Genomic DNA, 26,530 nt, shown 5'->3' with positions numbered 1-26,530 from the left:
AGCATGTATAGAGTGCTTATCGTGGAAGATGAGGACATTATTCGTAAAGGACTTACCTATAAGGTGGATTGGTTGAACAATAACTGTGTCGTTGTTGGCAGTGCAATCGATGGGAATGACGGGCTGGACAAAATTAAAGAACTGAAGCCAGACATCGTAATCACCGATATAAGGATGCCTTTTAAGGATGGAATTATCATGCTGGAGGAAGCGCTGGCTGTACATGATTTTGAAACGATTATTATTTCAGGCTACAGTGAATTCGACTATGCCCAAAGAGCGATCTCGCTTGGCGTCAGCGAATATATTTTAAAGCCGATTGATTTTAAATTGCTTGATATCGCGATCCAAAAAATCAGAAAAAAAATCGATGCCCGGCAAAGTGAAGAAAAGAAGCATGAGTACCTTAATATGTATCAGGAAGTGCTTGACGTTGAAGCCTTATCGGTTCATTCCACCTATGTATCAGATATGCTGGACTATATTAAAGAAAACTACCCGCATAGAGTTTCGATAACGGATCTGAGCGAAAAATTGCAAGTATCCACCGTGTATTTAAATGCCAAGTTCAAGGAAGAAACGAACTATACGTTTAATGATTTTTTAAACCGGTACAGAATTATTAAAGCGATTGACTTTATGAAAAACAGCGGCAAGCTTATATATGAAATCGCGGAGCTGGTGGGCTTTAAGGATTACAAGTATTTTAGTCAAGTGTTCAAAAAATATGTCGGCTATTCGCCTACTCATTTTACGAAGTAATGCATCAAATATCATCTTAATAGAGAAATGGCCGTTAATCCTTGCTTATTCCAATAATCATTAGATCTACTATGTGGCTCTAAACTTCATGATCCTGAGCTGAGATGAGCAAATAATGATGAAATGATTATTGCTGTAATCGAAGGCATGCCGTAAAGTTTCTACTATCGCTAGGCATGCGATCTCGATCTGAATAAGGAGGTTGAAGAAACTATGGGGTTAAGAAAGCAATTACGGTTTAAGCTGTTGTCCATGCTAGTTTGTTTTGCCTTGCTGTTGAATGTGGCAGCGGTGTGGTCAGGTTTTGGAACCCATTTTGTAAGCGCTAACAGTCAATTTGAAATCAATGAAAACTTTGACAGCATGACAACGGAGGAGCTGCAAGAGCATTATCTGTTTTCTCCTAATCCGCTTAATGAGTCCAATAATGTCACGATTAAGCAGGATCCGTTAAGAAGCGGCAGTGCCGTGTATATTGAGGATCAATCAACAAGCGCGCAAACTCAATTCATACGTAATTTGAATGAACCGCTATCTGGTGTTGTAACGGTTGAATTGGACTGGTATCACGAGGGTAGCGAACGCGCAAGCTCGATCCGACCGATCAAAATTTTCTCTTCGACTAACGAATCTGCGGCAACGACTGTTGTAGAAATCCAAACACGGGACAGCGGAAAAAATGTAGCTCTCTCCGTTGGAAGCAGCCATACGAATATTATTAATGATTACGCCATCAATACTTGGTACCGCTTTAAGATTGTCATGAATACCGATACGAAAAAAGCAGATGTCTATGTAGACGGCGTGCTTAAAGTCGATCAAAGTAATTTTGTCAGTGCAGATGCCAATCAAATCGCAAGAATCAAGTCTTACACACAAGATAAGCCGCAAATCAGTCAATATATCGATAATTTGAAAGTATATGCCGGTACATATAGCCCAGATCCCGATCCGGGCACTGATCCCGATCTAGGTACAAATCCCGAAACGCCGCCTGTAACGGAGCCCGCGGAAGGAGATTTGATCGTTGCTCCTGACGGTCTGGACAGCAATGCCGGCACACTGGAAAGCCCCACTACGTTAACCTCAGCAATCACTCGAATTCAGCCGGGCGGCACGATTTTTATGCGCGGCGGTACCTACTACTATGATAAAACCGTACATATTGAACGCAACAACAGCGGAATAGCGGGTGAACGCAAGCGGATTTTTGCTTATAGCAACGAGAAGCCTGTGCTTGATTTCTCCGCGCAGGCATTTGATTCAATGAACCGCGGACTGCAAATTGACGGCCATTACTGGCATGTAATGGGCATCGAAGTGAAGGAAGCCGGCGATAATGGCATATTCATCGGCGGCAGCTACAACCGGATCGAAAATGTGGAAACACATCATAACAAGGATACGGGTCTTCAAATTTCCCGTTACTCGTCTACCGCGACGAGGGAGGAATGGCCTAGCTATAACGAAATTATTAATGTCTATTCCCATAACAACTATGATCCGGATAATGGCGAGGATGCGGACGGCTTCGCGGCTAAGCTGACCTCTGGTCCCGGCAATATATTCGATGGCTGCATCGCCGCTTATAATGTGGACGACGGCTGGGATTTATTCACTAAGACGGATACCGGTCCTATTGATCCCGTGACGATACGTAACAGTATTGCATTCAACAATGGAGCGACCTCCGAGGGCATATCTACCTTTAACAGCGACGGCAACGGCTTCAAGCTGGGCGGTTCCAATATACCGGTAAACCATATTGTCGAGAATAATATCGCATTCAATAACAAGAAGCACGGATTTACCTATAACAGCAACCCCGGCTCCATCACTATGTCGAATAATACAAGCTGGAATAATGGAATGAAAAGCGGCAGCAATTTTGCATTCGACAAGGGTACTCATGTATTTAAGAACAATTTGTCCTATAAAGCATCGGCCAGCGACAAGTATCCGGATGTCGTGGATGTTAGCTATTCCAATCTTTGGTGGCACAATACGAAGGGCAGCCAAAACGGGAAAGGCTTGAAGGCGAGCGAGGCGGATTTCATTAGTCTGACGCCGGCCATTTTTCGCAATGCAAATGGCTCGCCAAGCATCGGGGATTTCTTGAAGCTTGTCGAGGGCAGCAGCCTCAAAGGCGCAGGAACGCCAGCCGGCACAGATATCGGCGTGCTTTATGATTTCGTGCCGTCGCCGGGCAATCCGGACCCGGACCCGGACCCAGGTCCAAATCCAAACCCGGGCAATGGAGGAGCACAGCGGCATGAGTATGACTTGATCGGATTCGCTTCAGGAACTACCAGAGGCGGGGAACTGCCTGTAACAGATGCTAACTATGTGCAGGTATATGATGCTGTGCAGCTGGGCCAAGCCTTGAAGCGCAAATCAAGCATCAAAGTTATTGAAATTATGAACGATCTGGATTTGGGGTGGAATGAAATTCCAGAGGCTGCAAAGGTTGCTCCCTTCACCTCCCATGCAGAGCCCAAAACTCACCCTGTGCTCTTGGAAACCGGAGTAAGCAAGATTACCGTAGACGGCTTCGACGGCCTGACAATTTTCTCTGCGAACGGGGCCAAAATCAAGCACGCGGCATTCGTATTCAAGCGCAGCGCCAACATTATTATCCGTAATCTCGAATTCGACGAGCTGTGGGAGTGGGATGAACAAAGCAAGGGAGATTATGACAAAAACGATTGGGACTATATTACGCTTGAAGAATCCAGCAACATCTGGATCGACCATAGTACCTTTAACAAAGCCTATGACGGTGTCATAGACGCCAAGAAAGGGACGAACGGACTAACGATCTCATGGTCGCTGTTCCGCGGGGATGACGGCAGCCCGAATAGCTGGGTCACTCAGCAGATTAATGCGCTTGAGGCAGAGCGCAGCCAATATCCAATGTATGATTTTGCTCGCGGTCTAGGGTTAACGCCCGAGGATATTATCGCGATCGCCGGCGGTCAGAAGAAAGGGCATCTGGTCGGCGCCAACGAGTTGAAGACGGAGAATAATGATCATACTGTAACGCTGCATCATAACTACTATAAAGATATGATGGATCGTATGCCGCGGCTGCGCGGCGGCGATGTGCACGCCTATAATATTGTCATGGACAGCGCCGGCGCCCATGCTGCATCGAAGCGGTTGACAGAGGCCATGCAAAGCGCGCTTGCTTCCAAAGGCTACAAGCTTGGCGTGACCAGCAACGGCGCCATCTCTACCGAGGGTGGAGCAGTGCTCATAGAGAAATCTCATATAATTGATGTGCTCTATCCAATCCGCAATAATCAGAAGGATGCAGCCAAGTCCAACTATACAGGAAAGATTAAAGCTATCGATACAATCTACTCGTTGGACGGTGTAGTGTTCCGGGGAGGAAGCGAAGAACCGGACAGCCCATTATCGCCGGTGCCTGCGCCAGCTCTTGAATTTTCCTGGAACAATTTCTCCACGCTGCCATACAGCTACAAAACCGATGAACCGGAAACGCTCGTTGGGCGGCTTCTGGCGGAAGAAGGTGCTGGAGCCGGGAAAGTGAACTGGCCTGCCGCCCAATGGCTGATGACTGAAGGCCTGGGTCCAGAGCTGCCTCAAGACCAAGCGCCTGGACAGGTAACCGGGCTGAAAGCCTCAACCCAAGCCGGCCAAGTCAACTTGAGCTGGAGTGGCGTGTCAGGAGCGACAGCGTATCATGTAAAGCGAAGCCTGGTAAGCGGTAGCGGCTACACAACGATTGCAACCGTCAATGGAACGAATTATGCCGATTCGTCCGTCGTTAACGGCACTGCTTATTATTATGTGATCACTGCTGTGAATACCGCAGGCGAAGGAATCGCTTCTTTCGAGGTACAGGCGACACCGTTTACTGAAGAGCCGAGCAATCCACATTATCCTCCATCAGGCGGGACAATTCAGCCGGAGCAGCAGCCTGAACCGCAGGATACGGTATGGATGGAGGCATCAACAACTATGTCCAAAGGTGCGGACGGTCAATCCTTAGCCACAGTTATCGTAAACGAAGAGGCGCTCAAGAAAGCTTTCCGTACTCTGAAGCTCTCACAAGCGGCAACGCCAACTATCGCCGTCGAAATAGCTGACGAGGGCTCCGCTGTTATCGTGAATCTGCCGCTTCAAGCACTGCTTGCCGAGCTCGCCGCCTCATCAAATGCAGTGTTGTCAGTGAGAACGTCTGAAGGCGAGTACAGCCTTTCGTTGGATAAGCTTGGCCTTAGCAGCTTCACCCTCCAGCTTGACCAATCGCTGGAAGATGCCAAGTTAAAGATAGCAATCAAACCTGTAAATGGTAACGCAGCGACAAAGATTGCACACAGCGCCGCTAGTGTGGATGCCGCTATCCTAAGCGGTGCAATAGCATATTCGGTATCTATTCAAGCCAGCGGCAGCGATATACCTCTGAAAAATTATGCCGGTTATGCTACCCGTACAATCACTGTAGATTTACCAGTTGATCTCAAGCATCTTGCTGCGGTCATGTACAACCCGGAGACAGGAGCACTCACCTTTGCTCCTGCGTCCTTCAAGATAGCTGACGGCAAAGTGACAGCAACACTCAAGCGAGCCGATAACCAAATTTATATGATTATCAGCAAGAAGAAAACATTCAGTGATTTGCAAGGGCATTGGGCAAAAGCGGACGTTGAACTGTTGGCCTCCAAGCTGATTATTAAAGGCGCAGCTGCAGATCATTTCGCTCCGGACCATTCCATTACAAGAGCGGAATTTGCCACCCTGCTCGTACGCGCTTTGGGGTTGAAGGAAGAAGGAGCGCCTCAATTCCGTGACGTTGCGCAGACAGCCTGGTATGCTGAAGCGATAGGTGCAGCAGCTGCATCTGGCATCGTCAAAGGATACGCAGACGGAACCTTTGCCCCGAACTCTAGCATTACGAGGGAAGAAATGGCCGTCATGATTGCGAGGGCGCTTTCCTCAACAGGGGCGGGGACTGCTTCCTCTACTGTTCTGGAGAAGTTTGACGACAGCAGCCAAATTAGCGGCTGGGCGCGATCTGCCGCGGCGCAAGCAGTAGAAGCCGGAATTATTAAAGGAGTTACCGATCAATCCTTCGTGCCTGCTGCAAAAGCCACGCGCGCTGAGGCTGCGGTCATGCTGAAACGTTTGCTGCAAACGGTTAAATTTATCGATTAAATACAATAAATTGCAAGTGAAGCTTCCAAGACCAGAATAGTGGGCTTTGGAAGCTTCGCTTTATTATTGTAATGGTATGCTTCATCAAATGTAATCATGCTCTTGCACAATCCTCAACCCTATTGGCATTCTTGAATAACCTTTTGCCATTCCCTATCCTCCATCCAGCAAATCCCCTATGGCCGCCTTAAGCCCTGTGCCTCTGCTCCTGTGTCGTTTTTTATATGTTAACACGGACATCATTGTGCTATTATAATAAAACAATTCTAACATACAGAAATTGAGGGAGATACCGCTATGGCATCCAAAAAGCTGCAAACAGTAACGATTATTCTTATGATTACAGCGATATGTATCATGAGTATTTCAATTGTTATGTACAATATTACTGTCGATTCTATTAAGCAGGAAGTTGAAAGCGCTTACCGTGTTTCGTTGCAAAATACGAGAGAACGTATTGAATCCTACTTCCGTTCTATCGATCAGTTAACCCTTCAATTTGAAAAAATACCTGAGGTTGTTCAATTTACACAAGGCAATTTTGATCCAGTCATCCTAGGCACAGTGTTGAATCAAGCCTATCGCCTGCATGCTTCGCTTGATTATGTCGATAATGTGCTTATTTATCACGACGAATATCGTGAATCTATATCGACCAATCAAGACATGTCCAAGCGGTATACGGAGTTCAGCCCGCTGCTTGAAAAGTTCGAACAAATGAATACGGATAAAGCCTATATTAAGACTGAGCTGGAAGGCATCCCGATAAATGTATTTATTCGTAAGCTTCCGGTATTCAGTCAAGCGCAAAAGCTCACCATTGTGTTTCAAATCAATCAAGCTTTGTTTGACCGTATATTGGGAAGCGCTGCCAATGTTGAGAACAGCGGCTATTTCATTATGGATGAGGAAGGCGAGCTTGTTACGAATCGCGGCTATTTCAGCAATGAAGAAGTGATGAAGTGGGCTGGTCAAATACATGCTGCAGGTATTGCAAATGGGAATGATTCAAGCAATGTACTTAACTTGCAGGACACCTTCATTACTTATCTGGGCCCATCTTATAATGGCTGGAGCTATGCGTATGCCGTATCAAACAGCTCCTTTCTGCACAAGGCTGATGATCTTAGAAATATCGTTTTGTTAATTGCAGTATTGTTGTTTTTGCTTGCGGCCGTGCTGTCATTCGCAACGACACAGTGGCTGTGGAGAGGCTGGTACAGAATCAAATCCTTGCTTGATAACAATGCGGCAGCTGCACCGGAGACGATTCATAGCAGCAATGAGTTTAAAGATTATTTGGCCAAGGTGCAAACGATTGTAAACCGCAGCGAGCTATTGAAAAAGCAAACCGATGAAATGCTGCCGCAATTAAAGGAAGCGCTCAGCTTATCGCTGCTGGAAACGGGAGCAGTATCGTCCGAGGTGATGGAGAAAGCAAAGCAATACGGGATTTTAGTACAAGAGGGGACGTATTGCTGCCTGTGTATCATTAATGATTACCCTCAGGAAGAGCAAGGCATGTATACGGCCTGGGATAAAACGACATTGGAATACGGCGTTTTGCTCGTTATCAAGGAAGTGATAGAAGCACATGCGTATGGCTTTGCGGTTAACTCGCAAAAGGGACATGTTGCGGCTATGCTTAGCAGCAGCCAAAAGGAGCCTGCGGAGCTGACGGAAACGATCGTGAAGGTAACGCAGACGATCAGACAATTTATTCAGCAATATTTTCCGGTTACAGTCTCGATTGGAGTCAGTAAGATCCGCACAGATTTAAGCTTAATCAAATTAAGCTATAATGAAGCGCTCGAAGCGCTTAATCAAAAGCATATTTCGACAGGCGATCAGGTTTTTTATTCGCAAGATGCAGCTGAGCCTTATGCGGACGAGCAGTTTCCGTTGCGGGAAATTGAAAACAATCTGATACATGCTATTATGACGCGCAATGAGGCCCATGCCTATAGTCTTGTAGAGAACTTATATATGCTGAAGGATAAGAAAAATATTCCGTACAAATGGTTTCAGAGCAAAATGATTGAATTGACGCAGTTGCTGTCCCATCAATTAAAGCAGCATTGGAAGGAGCGAAATATCCATGAGCCGTCGCTTGATGACCTGCTGCAGCTGGCTACACTGGATGAATGGGTTAATTTCATGAAGAGCTATTTTATCGACGGGCCGATTGACGAGCTGGAAAAACAGCATCAAGCGAACATTATGACGACAACGAACAGGCTGAAAGACTATATCGCCGACCATGCCGAAACGGATCTCCAGCTTAATCACGTCTGCAAAGCGCTCCATATTCCCGCCTCCTTCGCGAAGCAGGCTTTAAAGGAAACGATGGATGCCACCTTTTCGGAGCTTGTGCTCAGCATGCGGATTGAAAAATCAAAGCAATGGCTTGCTAATGAGGATTACAGCATAGAGGAAATTGCAAAGCGCTTGTATTACAGCAATGCACAAAATTTCTCGCGTACGTTTAAAAAAGCAGTTGGCATTCCGCCTGGTCAATATCGGGTTAATACAAGAGCAGATAAAACCGGAAATGAATAATCATTTGTTTAAAATGATGCATTTGACGGATTTGATACAGTGTATCTTTTGTTCAGAATGGCTAAAATACAAGGATTGATTATTGAGAATGAATATATTGCCCCCTATATTGATGTTGTAGGCATCGAGGGGGCAATTTGTTTTGCACCTACCTTGATCCTCAAAAAAAGATGACATGAAAGGGGTTAAACCATGTTGATTCGTTCGATTAACAAAAAGGTAATGCTTGCTTTATCGATTGTGCTCATTTTTACAGTTATTGCAACAGCTTGTTCATCCAAGCCTGCAGGTAATAATGACAACACGCCAACGAGTCCGGCAAGCACCGGCAGCAATGCGCCTGCAACAGACGGGGCTGCCAAAACAGATCCAAAAGACAGAGTAACCATTAGAGTGACGCGCAGCGGAAATCCTCCAGCTGACTTAACGGTAAATAATCCGGCTGTTAAGTATTTGCAAGATAAGCTTGACGTGAATATGGAGTATCAAATGTATCCAAGCAATATTTATGCGGAGAAGATCAGAGTTCAGCTTGCCGGAGGAGATATACCGGACGCATTCGTATGGAATGCAGGGTTGGACGGCTTGATTGTTTCCTTGATACAAGCGGATAAGATTGTTCCGCTGGATGAATACATCGATAAGTACCCTGGTCTAAAGTCGTTAAAGGACTACTACAGAGTTCGCTACGACGGGAAAATCTGGGCTGTTACGGGAGCCAGGCATCCGGCTACTACCAATGATATTCCTGTCATTCGCCAAGATTGGCTTGATAATTTGAATTTGAAGGCACCGACAACAACTGACGAGCTGATGGAGGTCGCAACTGCATTTACGAAGGATGATCCGGATAAGAATGGTGTAAATGATACCTTTGGCATTATTCTTGGAAACAATTTCCTTGAGCCTGCTTTGTCGGGCTCCAACGGTATTGCGCAGGCGTTTGGTCTCGATAATGCCTATATGAAGCAGCCGGACGGCAGCTATGTTCCACAGCTGGCTGACCCGCGTTTCAAGGAATATCTAGCTTGGATGCAGGAAGCTTACAAACGAGGAGCAATCGATCCTGACTTTACGACGTCTTCGGAGCCTGGAGCCAAGCTGGTTTCAACAGGTCAAGCCGGAATTGCATTCAATTATGTCAATGTTATTTATGAGATGGAGGATCCTACTGGCTATAAGCAAAAAGATCCGAAGGCACAGCTTGTCCCGTTTGAGCCTGTTAAAGGGCCGCATGGCGACCAAGGAGCGAAATCACGCGTATCATTAGCCGGTATATATATTTCCAAAGAAGCAGCGAAGGACCAGGCCAAGATGGATAAAATTATGGAATGGCTGGAATGGGGCATTACAGATGAAGGTACACTATTCGGCACTTATGGTGTAGAAGGCGTCCATTACACGAAGGATGCCGCAGGTAATGTCTCGCCTGATGCAACGGCTGTGAAGCGGGATGAGCCTTCCCTGCTAACTTATACGAAGCAAGTCGAAGAGACGAAGAACGTTAATGCAAACAAAGGGTACTCAGAAGAAGCACAGGCAGCTGTAAGCCGGGCAGCCTTGCTGGTTGAACCGCATCTGAAGTATTCCGATACTTCTGAAGCCTATTCGCCGACAGAAACGAAGTACCGCAGTGAAATTCAAAGCTTTATTGTAGAGAATGTATCCAAAGCAATTGTAGGGCATACGAAAATTGAAGACTGGGATAAAGTCATTGAAGAATGGTACAAGAGATTTGAAGGCGATAAGATCGTTCAAGAGAAGCGCGAATTTATGGAAAGCTTCGAATAGCAGCGGCGTGTCGAACAGACCAATATCTGTTCGACACTTTTTAAGAAAGAGGTGAGGGAACTGTTGACCGGCACATCCATCGAATCTATAACCGTTAGGCCCTCGAAATGGAGAAAAATACAGAAAAGGCTTATTAGAGACCGGTATTTGTATTTATTGGCTTTGCCTGGCGTGCTTTATTATATTGTTTTCAAATATGCCCCAATGTGGGGCGTGTTAATAGCTTTTCAAAATTACAATCCGTTTCTTGGCATTATGAACAGTGAATGGATCGGCTTTGCTCAATTCGAACGGTTATTTTCGCTTAGTGACTTTTGGATTATTTTCCGAAATACAGTTGTTATCAGCGTGTTGAATTTGCTGTTTTACTTTCCGGCTCCGATCATACTCGCCCTGCTGCTGAATGAAGTGCGCCACTATTGGTACAAGCGCAGCCTGCAAACGGTTATGTATTTGCCGCATTTCGTATCCTGGGTCGTAATCGGCTCCTTGACGATTAATTTTTTTGACTCTACGGGGGCAGGAACAGCGCTATTAGAAAGGCTTGGCTATGAGGGCAAGATTTTATTCGATGTTAATTACTTCTGGGGCATGATCACGCTGCAGTCGATTTGGAAAGAGGTCGGTTGGGGAACCATTTTGTTTTTAGCCGCCTTAGCCGGCATTAATCCTGAGCTGTACGAGGCTGCTCGCGTAGATGGTGCGAATCGCTGGAAGCAAATGACGAATATTACGATGCCGCAGATTATGTTTACCGTTGTCATCTTATTAATTCTTCGGCTCGGTGACATTTTGGAGCTATCCTTTGACCAATTATATATTATGGGCAATCCGATCATTCTTAAAGTTGCTGAAGTGTTTGACACTTATGTATACAAGTCTGGCGTGCTGCAGGGCAATTACAGCTATGCGACGGCGATCGGTATTTTCAAATCCGTTGTAAATTTAATACTCGTATTATCAGCTAATTACGTCGCTCGTAAAACTAGCGACCACGCCCTATTTTAAGGAGGATCAACAGATATGATAGGAAGAAGCTTCTCCTCCAAACTCGCTGATGTTTTCAATTACACGTCACTGGCTATTATTTCGTTAGTCATGATCTATCCGTTTTGGAATGTATTTGTCGGATCGCTCTCCCAGCCGCACCTCGTGCAGCAAGGCATGCTGATGTTCGTGCCGCAAGGCTTTTCGCTGGCCGCTTATGTGACGATTTTCAATACGGACAATTTTGTGAAAGTGTTCGGAAACACAGTGTTTATTACGGTTGCCGGTACAGCGCTCAGCATGATTTTGACGGTTACGTTATCCTATACGCTGTCCAAGAAGAGAGTTGTCGGTTCCACAACCACGTTGTTTCTAGTGTTTTTTACAATGCTGTTTCAAGGCGGCATTATTCCAACGTATCTTGTCGTGAAATCTGTCGGCTTGATCGACAGTTTATGGGCGCTTATGCTGCCAAATGCGATTTCAGCGTTCAACGTACTGTTAATGGTCACTTTCTTTCGCTCTGTATCGACTGAAATTGAAGAGTCCGGGCAAATTGACGGCTGTAATGATATCGGCATTTTGTTCCGGCTTATTATCCCGACTGCCTTGCCGATTCTAGCTACATTGACGCTGTTTTACGCGGTATCGCAGTGGAATATGTTCATGCAGGCTGTCCTATATGTGAATGATACAAGCAAATACACGCTGCAGGTGCTGCTGCGGCAAATGCTGTTTCAGATGACGAACCGTGACCTTGATGAAACGCTTAGAGAGAATATTCCAAATATTGCGGTAACGGTTAAATTTAGCATGATTATTGTAGCGACTGTTCCTATATTACTCGTCTACCCTTTTTTGCAAAAGTACTTTACGAAAGGCGCTTTGCTTGGATCGGTAAAAGGGTAGGGCAGTGCAAGGCAGAGGAAGCAAAGGAGTGGCATGGAACTTGAATAAACAAATAAAGGATTCCTATAAAGGTGTTTTTTCATTGCTGCTGACCCCGTTTCATGAGGATGGCTCTATCGATTGGCATGCTTATGACGAGCATGTAGACGCGCAGCTTGCAGCTTCGCCCAAAGGGCTGTTTGCTGTATGTGGAACGAGTGAGATGAGCAGCTTGTCCGAGCAGGAGAGATTGGAGCTGGCGAGACGGGCTGCTGCTCGTGCCGGCGAAACACCGGTGAAGGCGACAGCTAATGTGAGCGGGCAAATAGAGGAGCATCTGGAGCAGGTAAGAAGAATGGAGGATACCGGAGTAAATGCCGTTGTATTAGTGCCTCCTCCGGTTCAGGATTATTCCAGGCAGCAAAAGTTCGAGTATTATGCGCAGTTAGCGGAAGCTTGCAGTGTGCCTGTTTTTATTTATGAATGGCCGGGCAGAGAGGATCATATGATCGATGCCGCTTTGTACGGCGATTTGGTGACACAGGGCGGCATAGCCGGTATCAAGGATACGACATGTACGGTTGAAGGAATTTGCAGCAAGCTGAGCATGGCTCCCGAATCGGTCGTGTATCAGGCCAATATGGCCTTCATGCTGGAGGCGCTCGAAGCAGGCGCAGGAATCGAATGTATTCATAGCGCCTCCTCTTCGCAGCTTGTTATTGATTTGTACAATGCATTTCAAGCGCAGGAACAGGCTGAAGCACAGCGATTATATGCTTATCTTACTTTTCTAAATGGCATGCTGAGAGGCATACATCCGGCAGGCTCCAAATATTTGTCGCAATTACAAGGACAGAGCATGTCAACGAAATGCCGTAACGCAAACCATTTATTAACGGCTGAGCGTATCAAAGGCCTCGATACTTTTTATCAGTTTACTAATCCGAGGTGAGACGATGTACTATGACTTGCAGGGACAAGCGGACCGAAAAAGGCAAATATACGAAAAAATAGCGGAATACACGATGGATTACTTTGATCAGGACGGTCATTGGCGTGTGAACCATAGCCATGAGGAATCGCTTGGACTGAGAGAGCGAATATGGTTTGTGCTCAGTTATATGGAATCAGGCGATAGAGGGGCTATACAGCTGGCGAATCGCATCATTACGGCAACAACGTTTTCTATGTGTCATTTCACGCCTATGGCAGCCCTTCAGGTGTTAGTGAAATATGATGACCAGCTCGAACCGGATGCCAGAGCCGCTCTTACCGCTTATTTGAATGACGAGTTATTACGTGAATTTACGAGTGTGGAGATGGAGTTTCGGGGGGCCAATGATAATTATGCAACGATGGGAGCGTATACGCTGCTAGCAGCCGGACTGTATCTCAAGCAGGACGACTATATGCAGGCAGGAGCGCAGCGTTTGCAGCAGCTGTGCAAGCTGCTGCAAAGACGCGGATTTACATCGGAGTGCAACAGTCCGACCTATACGCCAATTCAAGCGTATTGTATGGCCGAAATTGCAGAGCTGCCGCTCTCCGCTGAGCTGCAGGAAATGGCATTGCAATGCGAGGAAAGACTGTGGGTAGATTTGCTGTTCCACTATCATCCGACTACCTTTCAAACGGCTGGTCCTTATTCGCGGGCCTATGCAGTTGACTCAACGGCGCATACTCATTCTTCACGTATACTGCTCTATATTTTGCTGGGCGATGAGGTGGCGATTAATCCAATGAACACCTTCTTTACTGGCAAATTTGGCAAGCCGGGCGAATTGCTTCATCATAGCGTCGGCTTTATGCAGATCAATACGGGCTGCTTAATCCATACAACGTATCATTGCCCTGCCTATTTGGTGGAGCAGATGAAAAACAGGTCCTATCCGTATCGGGTTCAAGGGACATACGAATATAGCGCTGCGACCTTCAAGCCTCAGCCGAATCCCAATGAATCGGATGATCTATTTGAGATGCCGGCAGGCAGCGGTTCGATCTCGACCTATATGGAGCCGGACTTTGCAATGGGAGTCATGTCCCGTGAGTTCCGTACCGGTGTTTTTGATGATGCCTTTCATTTGCTTTACCGCCGCAGCGGGCAAGTGACGGAGCAAAAAGATATCGCGACCGTATGCAGCAGACTGATTCTAAATGATAAGAAGTGGGGAGAGTCAAACGACTATTCCAAAATAAACTGGCCGCAGTGGAAGGACGCTCTTTTGGATGAGGGCCGTAAAATCGGTATTCATCATGATCAGACCGCGATGATGCTGTATAAGCCCAAAATCGGGCTGCATGAAGCCGTTTCTAGTATAAAGCTGAGTTTATTACTTAGTGCAAGGTATGGGCCTGTTGAACAAATATGGCTTGGTGAGCACAGGCTCGATCAGCTCGAGGGGGCAAGTGTAGAGGCATGTCCTGTATTTGTAAAGGATGGTCCGGTGTATATGGCGTTTTTCCCGCTTGTTTTTTCAGATTTGGGCAGAGAACAGGCTGTAAAGGTTGAAAAAACCAGCGATTATCTTATCGTCTCTTTTTATAATTACGAAGGGCCAGAGCGGCATTTTGCACAGCGCGGCTTTCAGCTGATCAGCAACGGCTTTGTTGCAGAAGTAAGAAGCGAAGCGGAAGCTGGCAGCTTCGAGGAATTCCGCCGTATGTTTGATCAAGTTGTCATTACGGGCGAGTGGGCGCATGGGCGGAAAATTTCCCATATGCGGCGGACTGTGTATGAACATAGTCAAACGAAGCTGGAATGCGTATGGAATCCTATTAGTGAAGGAATCAAATATATCGAAATTAACGGTAAATTACTAGAACAACCTAAGCTTTCTGTCAGTGGGTTAGATACTGCTAAATTGCCTTTTATGAAAGTATAAGCCCTCATTGACCTATTTGTTTACCAATCATAACTAGTAGGAGTGGGAAAAATGTCATACCGGATTTTTGCTAATCATGCCCATGTGTTTCAGGAAACTGTCAGACCGCATGCAACCGTGGTTAGATTGCTGCAGCTTATGGACAATTGCGGTATCGAGCAAGCGGTTTGCTACGCTCCGTTCAGCGGGCAGATGGATACGGAAGAGACGTCATGCAACGGCTGGCTGGCCAAAGAAATAGAACAACAGGATCGTTTATTCGGATTTGGCACGCTTGATTTTAACAAAAGCAATTTAAAAGAACAGGTTCGGCAAATCTATGAGCTCGGCTTTAAAGGAATCAAGCTGCATCCGGCGTATCAAAAATTCAACATTTTATCGCCTGAAGCATTTGAAGCTTATCGAGCGGCTGAGGAGCACAAGTTGTTTTTGTCCTTTCACACCGGCATTCATTGGCACCGCATAAAAGATTACGATGTTGTATTGTTTGACGAAATCGCGCATCACTTTCCCAAGTTGGGATACAGTCTGGAGCATGTCGGCGGATACAGTTTTTTCCCGGAAGCCCTGGCTGTCATCGTTAATAATTCGCGTGTCGGTAATGTTTATGGCGGACTGACAAGTGTATTTACCAAGCATATTAGCCGCTTCTGGCACCTGACCGATGAACGTTTGATTGAGCTTGTTGCGCAGGGCGGTGCCAAGCAGCTTATTTTTGGACTCGATTTTCCATACAACCTCGAGAAGGAAACCAATATCGGGCTGGAGCGCTTGAAAAATTTGAACTTATCCGACGAGGAGTTAGAGCTAATTCTGGGTGGAAACTTACGCAGAGTGTTGGGGATTAAATAGATATTGAAATATGGTGGAAACAGAAAATAAATGTAGTCGAGAGGCTGGGAAGAGATGAAACATATTGTCATTTATCAAGAGGAAGGCAGATATGCAGCTTGGCCGGCAAACTATGGCATTTGGGGATTTGGCAATGAGATTGTAGTGGGTTTTACATCTGGCTATTACTTAAACGATGGAGGATTCCATTCCAGAGATCGTACCCAGCCGTTTACAGCCATGCAAGCTAGAAGCCTAGATGGCGGTGAGCACTGGGAATGTGTAGAGATGCCTGTAAAAACACCGGGAAATCTGGGACTGTCAGTGGGGGAGCATACGAAACCTGACTCTCATAATTTGGAGATTAATAGACCGATACCTTTGGACGTTACGACCGATTTTCAAAGTGATAATTTTGCCATGATGTTCGGCAGAAAGGATTTGGAAGGCGACGCGGCATCTTGGTTTTACGTATCACAAGACCGTTGTCATTCCTGGCAGGGACCGTTCGAATTAAGCAAAATGAATCAAATCGGAATTGCTGCGCGCACCGATTACTTAGTTGAGTCGAGCAGCACAGCACTTATTTTTCTAACGGCGCAGACGATATCGGGCCAGGAAATAGGCAGCCGTGTTTTCGTCGCGAGAACAGAAGACGGCGGCAAAACACATCAATTCCTAAGCTGGATTGATAAGCCAGATGAAAATGTATTTTCGATTATGCCGGCAAGTGTCCGAATATCAGACAATAAAATACTAGTAGCCAACCGTATTAGAAAGTATGAAGACAAGGATCAAACCTCAAATTATATCGATTTATATTGTTCGGAGGACAATGGAATAAGCTGGGGATACGTCACCAGGCCTGTCAGCAATACAGGGATAGGCGGCAATCCGCCTACGCTAACACTATTACAGGATGGCCGCCTTGTCATGACCTATGGCTTCCGTGATCAGAAATGCGGCATGCGCGCCAAGATCAGCTGTGATCAAGGGGAGACCTGGGGAGAAGAAATTATTTTGCGGGATGATGCGGGCAATCATGATGTAGGATATCCAAGAGCTGTCCTGCGCCCAGACGGCACATTGGTCATTGTTTATTACTATAACGATGAGCAGTTTCGTTCCTGCTATATTGCAGCTACATTGTGGAAGCCTTAATGTAACGGAAAAGTGAGGATGAGTATAGTGACTAACACGTTTAATTGGCAAGGCGTGTGGCCTACAATGATTACACCCTTCCATGAAGACAAGACGATTGATTATAACAGCCTAGAAAAATTAATAGAGTGGTATATAGCTCATGGCGTCGCAGGACTGTTTGCCGTATGCCAGTCAAGTGAGATGTTCGCTTTAACCTTGGAGGAGCGTGTACAGCTAGCCGCCTTCGTAGTAAAGCATACAGCCGGCAGGGTTCCTGTTATTGCTTCTGGTCATATAAGCGACACACTTGAAGGACAACTGGAGGAAATTGGCGAGATTAGTAAAACAGGCATTGATGCATTTGTGCTTGTCAGCAATCGGTTAGCATCCTCAAATGAGAGTGATGAGGTGTGGATAGCGAACTTGCAAAAGATTCTGCATGCCTTTCCTGCTATCCGTTTTGGCCTGTACGAGTGCCCGTATCCTTACAAACGATTACTGTCGCAACATATGCTGAAGTTCTGTGCGGAATCAGGCCAAATCTTATTTTTAAAGGATACTTGCTGTGACGATAAGCTGTTGCAGCAAAGATTGCGGCTTGTCCAAAATACAACACTGCGGCTGTTTAATGCGAATTCTACTACCTTATTAAGTTCTTTAGAGCAAGGCGCAGCCGGCTATAGCGGCGTAATGGCTAATATTCATCCGGATTTGTACGTTTGGCTTGTTGAAAACGATCATTCGAACGGTAAAAAGGCACAGCAGCTGCAATATTATTTGACGCTATCCTCATTGGTTGAGCATTTGGCTTATCCTATTAGTGCAAAGTATTATTTGCAAAAAATGGGGGTCATTCGCTCTATCACGACAAGAACAAAGGATGAGCATGAGCTTAATGCCCATATGAAGCTTGTTATTGACCAACTGGCATTATCCGATAATAGTGTGCGTCAAGGGAGTTTCCTATGACCGAAGGTGGGTCAGTTGTGGTTCGATATTTAAAGGATGAGGAGCTTGGAGCAGCTGTTAGGCTTGCCGATCAAATATTTCGTGCTGGTCAGAGGAAGTCAATGGGGTTATCCCTGCCCAAAGTATTCTCACGCAGCTTAAAGCAAGGCTTAGGCTGCTTTGTTGGAGATCGCCTAGTGTCATTTGCTGGGATGGTACCTTCCGTTGTTAGAGTAAAGTCTTCGAAGCTGTCCGTTTACTCTTATGGAGCGGTATGTACAGATAGCGCCTATCGGGGTCAGGGGTATGCGACTAAAGTACTCGAGTATGCTAAGCAGTCAGCTCAGAAATCCAAGACATCCCTTTTATTTGTATCTGGAGAACTGCCAATCTATATTGAGGCAGGGCTGCGTACCTTTGGAGAGTGGAACCACTGCACGTTCTTTAGCAGACTCACTCTGAATCGAGCTGTGGCTCCATGTCAAGAAATAGGCTTTCGAGAGATGCAGGGAACAGATTGGCTTCATGTATATCGAATAGCGGGTAGCGGAGCTGTTGCCTTCGAGCAAAGTATATGGGATTTGGCAGACTTAATAGAAGCAGGCTCGCTTGCAGCTATTCGAGATTGGGAACAAGTGACAATCCTCGTTCTTGAAGGAACTCAGGTTATTGGTTTTATTGTTCTTGCGTACAATAATAAAGCAAAAGAGTCAAACCGAATAGGACAAGTGATCGAATGGGGAGGAGCTATCCCGGCAGTTGCCTATACAATCAATCAATTATTATCGTTCTATCAACTATCTGAAATAAACTGGTATATAAGCAATGAGGAAAAGACTCTAATTGATCAGTGCGGACTTGATATTGGCTATCAAAAGGAACGGAATCAGGGAACCATCTGGATTAGCGATGCTGCACAGTTATTTGCAGAGCTTGCCCCTTATTGGCTGGAGCATAGAAAGCGTGCAGAAGATATTCCGCGTATTCACCTATTAGACGAAGAATCGGAACAGGTCATCCTTTCAATTGGTTCTATTGTGTCAGCCCCGATTTCTATAGTTGATTTGTCAGTATATGTTTTTGGTCAAGCGGGATTTAACAATTATGCAAATGAAGATTTTCGAAATGAAGCCCAACCCTTTTTTCCTGTTCCTTTGCCTTACACGAAAGGATTGAATTTTGTATAATAGGGTATCGGTCATTGCGTAATAAAAGGAGGTCATCACACAGCCGCAGTTATGGCTTGTGTGATGGCCTTTTTGAAATTATTAGCGATTAAGAGGGTGTCGATTAATTGTGGGCAACGATTGGCAAGCAAAAAGAAAGGAGAACGAAGAGCAAGATTGGGAATGGAGAAGCGGCAGCGTCCGCCTTTGTAGGCCAATTTTATCCTTTACAAGGATTATTTCATCAAAAAATGGGACTACAACAGCGGTCGGAATTTTAATATATTTATTGATTCTAGGCAGGAAGTACATTACGCTTACCTATATTGTAGGGGGGATGAATAAAGTGTGGTCGAAGCTTAAGCTTGGCAATATGCCCATTTTTCCAAAATTGATAGTAACATTTCTAATTATTATGACACCATTATTCACATTAAGTCTGATACTGAATGAGCTGGGCAAACAGGAAGTGAAAAGTCAAATATCTAATTCCATCTCGACAACCATCCATTATTATTTTGCCAGCTTGGAGAAGGAATTAGAAAGAATTATTCTAACGCAGAAGACTTTCGTTAACGACGAGAATCTGATGAAGCTCAGCAATATTAATTCGAGTTTATCTGACTATCAGAGAACAAAAGCTATCATTGATTTAACAGAAAAGCTTATTAATTTAAAGGAATCCAGCAGCTACATACAGGATATCACGATCTATATCGAATCGATAGGGGGAGTGGTGTCTACTTCCAGTTTAGCCGATGCCGCTGGCATTAAGGAAGAGATGGAAGCTGTAACACTTGCAACCTATTCGAGCGGCGTACCGATAACAGCATGGAAAGATCGGCTGTTCCTCAATTTAACTTACCCCACATATTTATTTGATAAAGAAAAAGCCAGAAAGTCTCCTGTTTTTATTCAGAATATTGAATTATCTAAGGAAGCAATAATAAATGCGCTGGAATCTTTCCCGCAAGAAGGCGGCGCGTTACTGTACAATGACAATTTGAGTATCTCTAATAAGCAATACCCGGAAGCTTTGGCACAAATTAAGGAGCATGTTGAAAATAGCGATTTGCCCTTTCTTTCTACCGAACAATTAAAAGTAGGCAAAGAAAACTATATCGTTATTGTCGATAAATCAACTTTTTTGGATACGAATCTCGTCTTTTATTTTCCCGAAAATCTTCTTATTGGCCAGCTTAAGACATATGGCATCTGGTTTTGGCTGCTTGTGGGCTGTTCCCTTATTATTGTCATTCTGTTTTCCTATGGTATATATCTATTAATTCAAAGGCCGCTCCGAATGCTCGTGCGGCGTTTCAGAAATGTGGAGGAGGGCAATTTTAATCCGATTCTGTTGTCAACGCGTACAGATGAATTTGGATTTCTTTTTAATCGTTTTGATCAGACAGTCCAGCGATTGAAGACTTTGATTGATGAGCTTTACGTACAGAAAATCAGGCTGCAGCAATCAGAGCTGAAGCAGCTGCAGATGCAGATTACCCCGCATTTTCTTTATAATAGCTTCTATATTTTGCATCGATTAATTAAACATGATGACAATCGCACAGCAGAATTGGTATCCAAAAACTTGGGTGATTATTTTCAATTTATTACTAGAAATGGGCAGGAGGAAGTTTTGCTATTGGATGAAGTAAACCATGTTCGCTCCTATGTGGAAATTCAAAATATACGCTTTTCAAACCGAATTGATGTGAAATTTGAGGAACTGCCCCAGGAATTTCACGATATCAAAATACCGAGGCTGATCTTACAGCCCTTGGTTGAAAATGTTTATGAGCATGGGCTTAGTGAAACAATCGCAGGCGGGAAATTAACGATTTATTTTAAGAGCATGGATGACAGATTGTATTTTGTAGTAGAGGATAATGGAGCAGGGATGCAGGAACAGGAGCTTATAGAGTTGACTCGTCAACTGGCCTTTCAGAAAGAGGGGGAGACGACGGGACTCGTAAATATCCAGCGTCGTTTGAAGTTGAAATATGGTGAACGAGGCGGGCTTGAAGTGATGCAGGGACCTAACAAGGGATTAATTGTTCAAATATACTTTCCGACCAGCAAAGGAGACTAACGAATATGTATAGGATACTTATTGTAGATGACGAGCCGTTTATTGTGAATAATATTAATCTGCTACTTAACGAGGCAGGGCATTGGGACCTGGAGGCATACCGGGCATATAACGTTTACGAAGCGCTGGACTGCCTTGCCCATAATCGGATCGATGTTGTCATCTCAGATATCCGTATGCCAGGGATGAGCGGTATTGAACTGCATGAGCGGATTATAGAGAGCTGGCCGATGTGTAAAGTTATATTTTTGACTGGCTTCAATGAGTTTGATTATGCCCGTAATGCGATTCGCATGGGTGGCATTGTTGACTATGTGCTCAAAACGGAAGATGACCACGTTCTGCTTGCTGCGTTAAACAAAGCCATTGATGAGCTGGACAAGGCCGAAGAACGGATTAATCATGACATTAAAGCTAGAACGAAACTGCAATCGGCCATTGCGGCCATTCAGAAAAGCACTTTATTCAAGTTAATGGCAGAACCTGCACTCTCTGTAAAAGAACGCGAGCACAAACTGCTTGAATCCGATATTTCTTTACTTTCGAATAAGCAGGTATTCGTTGTAATTGGAAGTATAGAGGGCTGGAATGGAGAAGTAAGTGAAGCTGACAGAATGCTGTTACTCTATGCATGTCAAAATATTGCCGAGGAGTATTTAGCGACCACTTGCATTCAGCTATCAGTCACATTTGATTTGAACAAGATTGTTTGGCTTATTCAACCGATAGCGTTAAGGTCCGGCGAGCAGACTGAAGGGGAACAGGAGCATCGTGCCTGGCAGCATTTGAAAACGAGGGTCTACTCCATTATGGAATCTGTTCAGCAATCCTGCATACAACTTTATAAGTATCCAGTTTCGTTTGTAATTGGGAAAGAGCCATGCAGTTGGGAAGATATAGGGGGACAGTTTGATCATTTGAAAAAATTGCTCGCGCAATACGCAGGCCAAGGTCAAGAAATGCTAATTCAGGATTCGGACAAGCTATCATCTCTTTATGAGTCTGTCAGGGGAGAGCAAACGGAACGGCTCATTCATTTCATTCAACAATATGTCAAAACAAATTTGGATGGTGATTTGAGCTTAACGGCGTTGGCTACCTTGGTCCATCATAGTCCAACCTATCTGTCGCGTTTATACAAACGGACGACTGGAGCAATGTTGTCGGATTATATTACGAATGAACGGATGAAGAAAGCAAAGGATTTATTGGAAGACACAACTATGAAGATTCAGGAGATCGCTATAACGTCAGGCTATGAGGCTCCGTCCCAGTTTAATCGTTCGTTTAAACGTATTTTTCAAATGACCCCGCAGGAGTATCGGGAGAACTTTTTGATAGAAAGACAATTAAAGAGGACAGCAAACGCAAAGAAAGGCAAGGATTGTTGATAGATCGCATGAAAGCGTTATTTTACAATTAGAGGTGAAAGGAAAAAGGAACAGGGGGCTAAAATATGCTGGGTAACTCGACAAAATCTGTACTTCTATCTATGGTGGTATGCGCATTCGTCTTGCTGGCAGCTTGCAGCGGCAAAGTTGAGGAGAACGGTACAAACGGAGGAACAAAGCCGTCGGACAACGGAGTAAAACCAACTGAAACAGTGGAAGTGGCCAACCATGATCCATTTGGAAAAATTGATCCGCCGATTGAAGTAACAGCAATCCGGACTGTAAATTCAAATTTGAAATTTGAAAACGGTGAAACGATTGAAAACAATGCATGGACAAAGCTGTACGAAAATGAGTTCGGTATTAAAATCAAATACTTGTGGGTTTCCGATCCGTCTCAATATGAGCAAAAGTTCAATATAGCGATGGCATCAGGCAAATTGGCTGATATTATGCCTGTCGATGGCATTCAGTTCAATCAATTGGTCGAGGCAGACCAACTGGCTGATTTGACAGAAGCGCTGGAACAATATGGAGCGCCTAAAATGAAGGAACTCCTAATGAAAGACGGAGGATTGGGCATAGAATCAGCAACCTTCGATGGAAAGCTGCTGGGGCTGCCGGTTAACTCAGGTTCATTCGACACAGCCCCGCTTTTATGGGTACGAACGGATTGGCTCGAAAAGTTGGGGCTTCCTGAGCCGAAAACGATGGAGGATGTATTCAGCATTGCGGAAGCATTCGTTACACAAGATCCAGATGGCAACCAAAAAAATGATACGTATGGACTGGGTGCAGCAAAAGATTTTTACGGTCTGGAGCCGGGGCTTGAAGGGTTCTTTAATGGTTATCATGCTTATCCAAAAAGCTGGGTGGAGGATGATTCCGGACAGCTTGTTTACGGAAGTATTCAACCAGAGATGAAGCAGGCGCTTGCCAAGCTGCAAGAAATGTATGCCAATGGCCATATTGACCGGGAGTTTGGCGTGAAGGATAAAGAAAAGTTTATTCAAACCGTAAATGCAGGGAAATTAGGGATGTTCTATGGGGCCGACTGGTCGCCGCTCCTGTTTCTAGATGGCAAGAGCCTGGATGAAAAGATGGAGTGGAAGCCATTCCATCTGCCATCTATCGACAATACTCCGGCGCAGCCGCAAACTGAATACAATGTGAATCAATATTACGTGGTCAGAAAAGGGATGAAAAATCCTGAAGCGGCTATCAAGCTCCTAAATGCTGCAAGTCATGATTGGGATCGGGGCAAGTATCCGCTTACCGATATGAACCGCAATGGGGATGTAGATAAGTGGCAATATGCTTTATTACAAGCAGCCAACCCGATTCAAAATGTGGAGACCTATGAATATGTATCCAAAGCAGTGGAAAAGCAGGATGAATCTTTGCTTAATTTAACGAGCAATCCAGGGCAGGCTAGCTTCTATAAGGGGATTAACGATTTCAACAATGGGGATATGAGCGGTTGGGGTTTTACAAGATTCTTTGATGCAATAACGATCTTGTATGACTATCATACGAAGGATCAATTCAAGATGACGAAATTTATATCCGGTCCAACGCCTACCATGGTGGAGAAAGAAGCTACTTTGTTAAAAATGGAGTTGGAAACGTTTACGAAGATTGTGATGGGTGAATCCTCCATAGATGCTTTCGATGAGTTTGTAATCAATTGGAAAAACCTTGGCGGCGATAAAATTACAGAAGAAGTAGCAAAATGGAAGGCCAGTAAGTAAGCATAAAGACAGATAAGAGCTTATTTAAAATATAAGCAAGTATAGGCTTCACCTCTATACGTATCTTATATTTCTCGGAATGAATCGCACTGCGCCGTCAAAGGATGGCGACAGCCGTTTCACCTTAGGGAGGCAAGGTCTAATACGGACCTGCTTCCTTGAATAAAAAGCGGTTAGGGGATGGTTGGTTTGTCAATTATGACTGTAACGGGCAGGGTAAGTAAGGACAGCCTCGGTGTGGTTCTGCCTCATGAGCATGCCTTTATCGATCTTAGAAAATTAGTGCCTGCTCCAATAGGAATTTCACAACAGAGGCTTGCCAATGAACAAGTAAATATACGCAATCTCGGGAAGCTGATGCGCAATCCGTATGCAGTTTTGGATAATGCGGTCATTGATGATGAGGATGTCATTCGGAATGAGCTGTTGAAATTTAAGAAAGCTGGGGGAAAGACGTTTGTCGACCTCACACTTAGGGAAATCGGAAGAGATCCTGTTTTATTAGCGGGCTTGGCTAGGGAATTAGATTTAAATATTATAGCAGGCTGCGGCTACTATGTACGCGGTTCCCATCCGCCTGATATGGATGCTAAGACGGTGGATAGCATTGTAGAAGAATTATTGCACGAAATTCGAGTTGGTATAGATGGAACAACGATTAAAGCCGGTGTAATAGGAGAAATTGGCACTAGCGAGATCATATATCCGAATGAAAGAAAGGCACTGCTTGCCGCTGCGATTGTGCAGAAGGAGACCGGACTAGGCTTGCACGTGCATACAGATTTGTATAGTACAAATGGCTATGAAATTGTTGATCTGCTTACCCAGCATGGGGCTGCGGCTGAGAAAGTCTGTATTAACCACATCGATGTGGATATCCGAATGGCGTATATTAAAGACTTGTTAAACCTTGGCGTATATGTTGAATTCGATAATTTCGGCAAGGAATTTTATGCGGATAAGCGGGATCGAAGTGTGCTTAGGGGAATGTTCGCCAGAGATATTGAGCGGGTTATGGCCATTAAACAACTCATTGACTGGGGATTTCTTTCTCAAATATTAATATCGACTGATGTTTGCCTGAAAACCTGTTTGCATCGTTACGGGGGTTGGGGGTATGACCATATGATTACTAATATAATACCGATGATGGAGGATGCCGGCATAACTGCAGAGCAAATTGAGACGCTTATGTGCGGCAACCCGGCTGCCTTTATGGATGATGGCAAGACGGGATATGAGGGAGCATGAATATTCAGAAGCTGAAGCGTCAATCCTCTCTCCATCTCATGTTAATTCCGGGTATTATTGTACTGCTTATTTATAGCTACTATCCTATGGCGGGGATTGTTATTGCCTTTCAAAAATTTATACCGATCAAAGGGATATTCGGCTCGGATTGGATTGGATTGGGTAATTTCCGTTATATCTTGCAGATGCCTGATATTTGGCAGGTATTGTATAACACTGTTTATATTGCATCTATGAAAATTTTGCTTGGTTTGATCGTGCCGATTATTATTGCCATCCTATTAAATGAACTGAAAAATATGTTTATCAAACGTGGGGTCCAGACCTTAATCTACTTGCCTCATTTTTTGTCATGGGTAATTTTGGGCGGCATAATGGTTGATATTTTGTCCCCTTCTGAAGGAATTGTGAATCAGGTTTTGCAGGCAGCGGGAATGGACACCATTTTTTTTCTTGGAAGCAATAAGTGGTTTCCTTTCGCCCTAATCGTATCCGATGTATGGAAGGAATTCGGCTTCAGTACCATTGTCTTTCTAGCAGCAATTACGGGTATCAATCCTTCTTTGTATGAAGCAGCCGTTGTGGATGGGGCAAGTCATATCCGGCAAGTATGGCATGTGACGCTTCCCGGTATGGTGCCAATTATTGTACTAATGGCGACACTAAGCCTGGGCAATGTTCTAAATGCCGGGTTCGATCAAGTGTTTAATTTGTATAGCCCGAGTGTCTATCAGAGCGGCGATATTCTTGACACATTGATTTACCGGATGGGGCTGCTTGATGCGCAGTTTGGGGTGGCTACGGCAATTGGCTTATTTAAGTCGCTCGTATCGTTTATTCTAATTGCTCTATCTTATTTCTTAGCGTACCGGCTAGTAAACTATCGTATTTTTTGATGAAAGGAAGG

The 26,530-nt window shown here is 44.8% G+C and carries 18 protein-coding genes and 2 pseudogenes; all 20 read left to right on the top strand.

The features are described from left to right. Positions 1-3: 3 nt before the first annotated feature. Positions 4-762 carry a response regulator transcription factor gene (locus ACRRU2_RS05215; RefSeq protein ID WP_432500236.1) on the top strand — a complete coding sequence of 253 codons (759 nt, stop codon included), beginning with the start codon at positions 4-6 and terminating at the stop codon, positions 760-762. Positions 763-1,665: 903 nt separating this feature from the next. Further along, positions 1,666-2,940 (top strand): annotated as a pseudogene (locus tag ACRRU2_RS05210) (right-handed parallel beta-helix repeat-containing protein); the annotation flags it as partial. 99 nt (positions 2,941-3,039) lie between these two features. Beyond that, positions 3,040-4,344: pseudogene (locus ACRRU2_RS05205) on the top strand (hypothetical protein); the annotation flags it as partial. Further along, complete coding sequence (locus tag ACRRU2_RS05200; protein ID WP_432500288.1) at positions 4,339-5,943, top strand: S-layer homology domain-containing protein; 1,605 nt, start codon at positions 4,339-4,341, stop codon at positions 5,941-5,943. The pseudogene ACRRU2_RS05205 and the gene ACRRU2_RS05200, both read left to right, overlap by 6 nt. A gap of 297 nt (positions 5,944-6,240) precedes the next feature. Continuing rightward, entirely contained in the window at positions 6,241-8,502 is a 2,262-nt protein-coding gene (locus ACRRU2_RS05195) for a helix-turn-helix domain-containing protein (protein WP_432500233.1), read from the top strand. A gap of 192 nt (positions 8,503-8,694) precedes the next feature. After that, positions 8,695-10,293, top strand: coding sequence for an extracellular solute-binding protein (locus ACRRU2_RS05190; RefSeq protein ID WP_331699830.1), 1,599 nt, complete (start codon positions 8,695-8,697; stop codon positions 10,291-10,293). 147 nt (positions 10,294-10,440) lie between these two features. After that, positions 10,441-11,301 carry an ABC transporter permease gene (locus ACRRU2_RS05185; RefSeq protein ID WP_331699829.1) on the top strand — a complete coding sequence of 287 codons (861 nt, stop codon included), beginning with the start codon at positions 10,441-10,443 and terminating at the stop codon, positions 11,299-11,301. 15 nt (positions 11,302-11,316) lie between these two features. After that, positions 11,317-12,189, top strand: coding sequence for a carbohydrate ABC transporter permease (locus ACRRU2_RS05180; RefSeq protein WP_331699828.1), 873 nt, complete (start codon positions 11,317-11,319; stop codon positions 12,187-12,189). A 40-nt stretch (positions 12,190-12,229) separates the two neighbouring features. Then, a complete protein-coding gene (locus ACRRU2_RS05175) occupies positions 12,230-13,120 on the top strand; it encodes a dihydrodipicolinate synthase family protein (protein WP_331699827.1) in 891 nt (296 codons plus the stop codon). Between the two features lie 4 nt (positions 13,121-13,124). Next, the gene (locus ACRRU2_RS05170) at positions 13,125-15,050 is read left to right on the top strand and encodes a hypothetical protein (protein ID WP_432500231.1); all 1,926 of its coding nucleotides are present in this window, start codon (positions 13,125-13,127) and stop codon (positions 15,048-15,050) included. 51 nt (positions 15,051-15,101) lie between these two features. Further along, positions 15,102-15,902 carry an amidohydrolase family protein gene (locus tag ACRRU2_RS05165; protein WP_432500229.1) on the top strand — a complete coding sequence of 267 codons (801 nt, stop codon included), beginning with the start codon at positions 15,102-15,104 and terminating at the stop codon, positions 15,900-15,902. 54 nt (positions 15,903-15,956) lie between these two features. Continuing rightward, entirely contained in the window at positions 15,957-17,042 is a 1,086-nt protein-coding gene (locus tag ACRRU2_RS05160; RefSeq protein WP_432500227.1) for a sialidase family protein, read from the top strand. Between the two features lie 27 nt (positions 17,043-17,069). Then, entirely contained in the window at positions 17,070-17,993 is a 924-nt protein-coding gene (locus ACRRU2_RS05155) for a dihydrodipicolinate synthase family protein (RefSeq protein WP_432500225.1), read from the top strand. A 17-nt stretch (positions 17,994-18,010) separates the two neighbouring features. Continuing rightward, the gene (locus tag ACRRU2_RS05150; protein WP_432500224.1) at positions 18,011-19,159 is read left to right on the top strand and encodes a GNAT family N-acetyltransferase; all 1,149 of its coding nucleotides are present in this window, start codon (positions 18,011-18,013) and stop codon (positions 19,157-19,159) included. A 107-nt stretch (positions 19,160-19,266) separates the two neighbouring features. Continuing rightward, positions 19,267-19,419, top strand: a complete 153-nt coding sequence (locus ACRRU2_RS05145) for a hypothetical protein (RefSeq protein ID WP_432500223.1) — start codon at positions 19,267-19,269, stop codon at positions 19,417-19,419. A 65-nt stretch (positions 19,420-19,484) separates the two neighbouring features. Then, complete coding sequence (locus tag ACRRU2_RS05140) at positions 19,485-21,230, top strand: histidine kinase (protein WP_432500221.1); 1,746 nt, start codon at positions 19,485-19,487, stop codon at positions 21,228-21,230. A gap of 5 nt (positions 21,231-21,235) precedes the next feature. Continuing rightward, entirely contained in the window at positions 21,236-22,621 is a 1,386-nt protein-coding gene (locus tag ACRRU2_RS05135) for a response regulator transcription factor (protein WP_432500219.1), read from the top strand. Positions 22,622-22,686: 65 nt separating this feature from the next. Next, positions 22,687-24,372: an extracellular solute-binding protein gene (locus tag ACRRU2_RS05130; RefSeq protein WP_432500218.1), complete on the top strand. Its 1,686-nt coding sequence runs from the start codon at positions 22,687-22,689 to the stop codon at positions 24,370-24,372. Positions 24,373-24,570: 198 nt separating this feature from the next. Beyond that, complete coding sequence (locus tag ACRRU2_RS05125; protein ID WP_432500286.1) at positions 24,571-25,623, top strand: phosphotriesterase family protein; 1,053 nt, start codon at positions 24,571-24,573, stop codon at positions 25,621-25,623. Next, positions 25,620-26,519, top strand: a complete 900-nt coding sequence (locus ACRRU2_RS05120; RefSeq protein WP_331699818.1) for an ABC transporter permease — start codon at positions 25,620-25,622, stop codon at positions 26,517-26,519. The genes ACRRU2_RS05125 and ACRRU2_RS05120 overlap by 4 nt, the downstream gene beginning before the upstream one ends. Positions 26,520-26,530 lie beyond the last annotated feature (11 nt).

Origin of the sequence: Paenibacillus sp. GXUN7292 (assembly GCF_050864975.1) — a bacterium.
In the GTDB taxonomy this organism is placed as follows: domain Bacteria; phylum Bacillota; class Bacilli; order Paenibacillales; family Paenibacillaceae; genus Pristimantibacillus.
The sequence above is the reverse complement of the archived record's forward strand: the minus strand, read 5'-3'. Positions and strand labels throughout refer to the sequence as shown.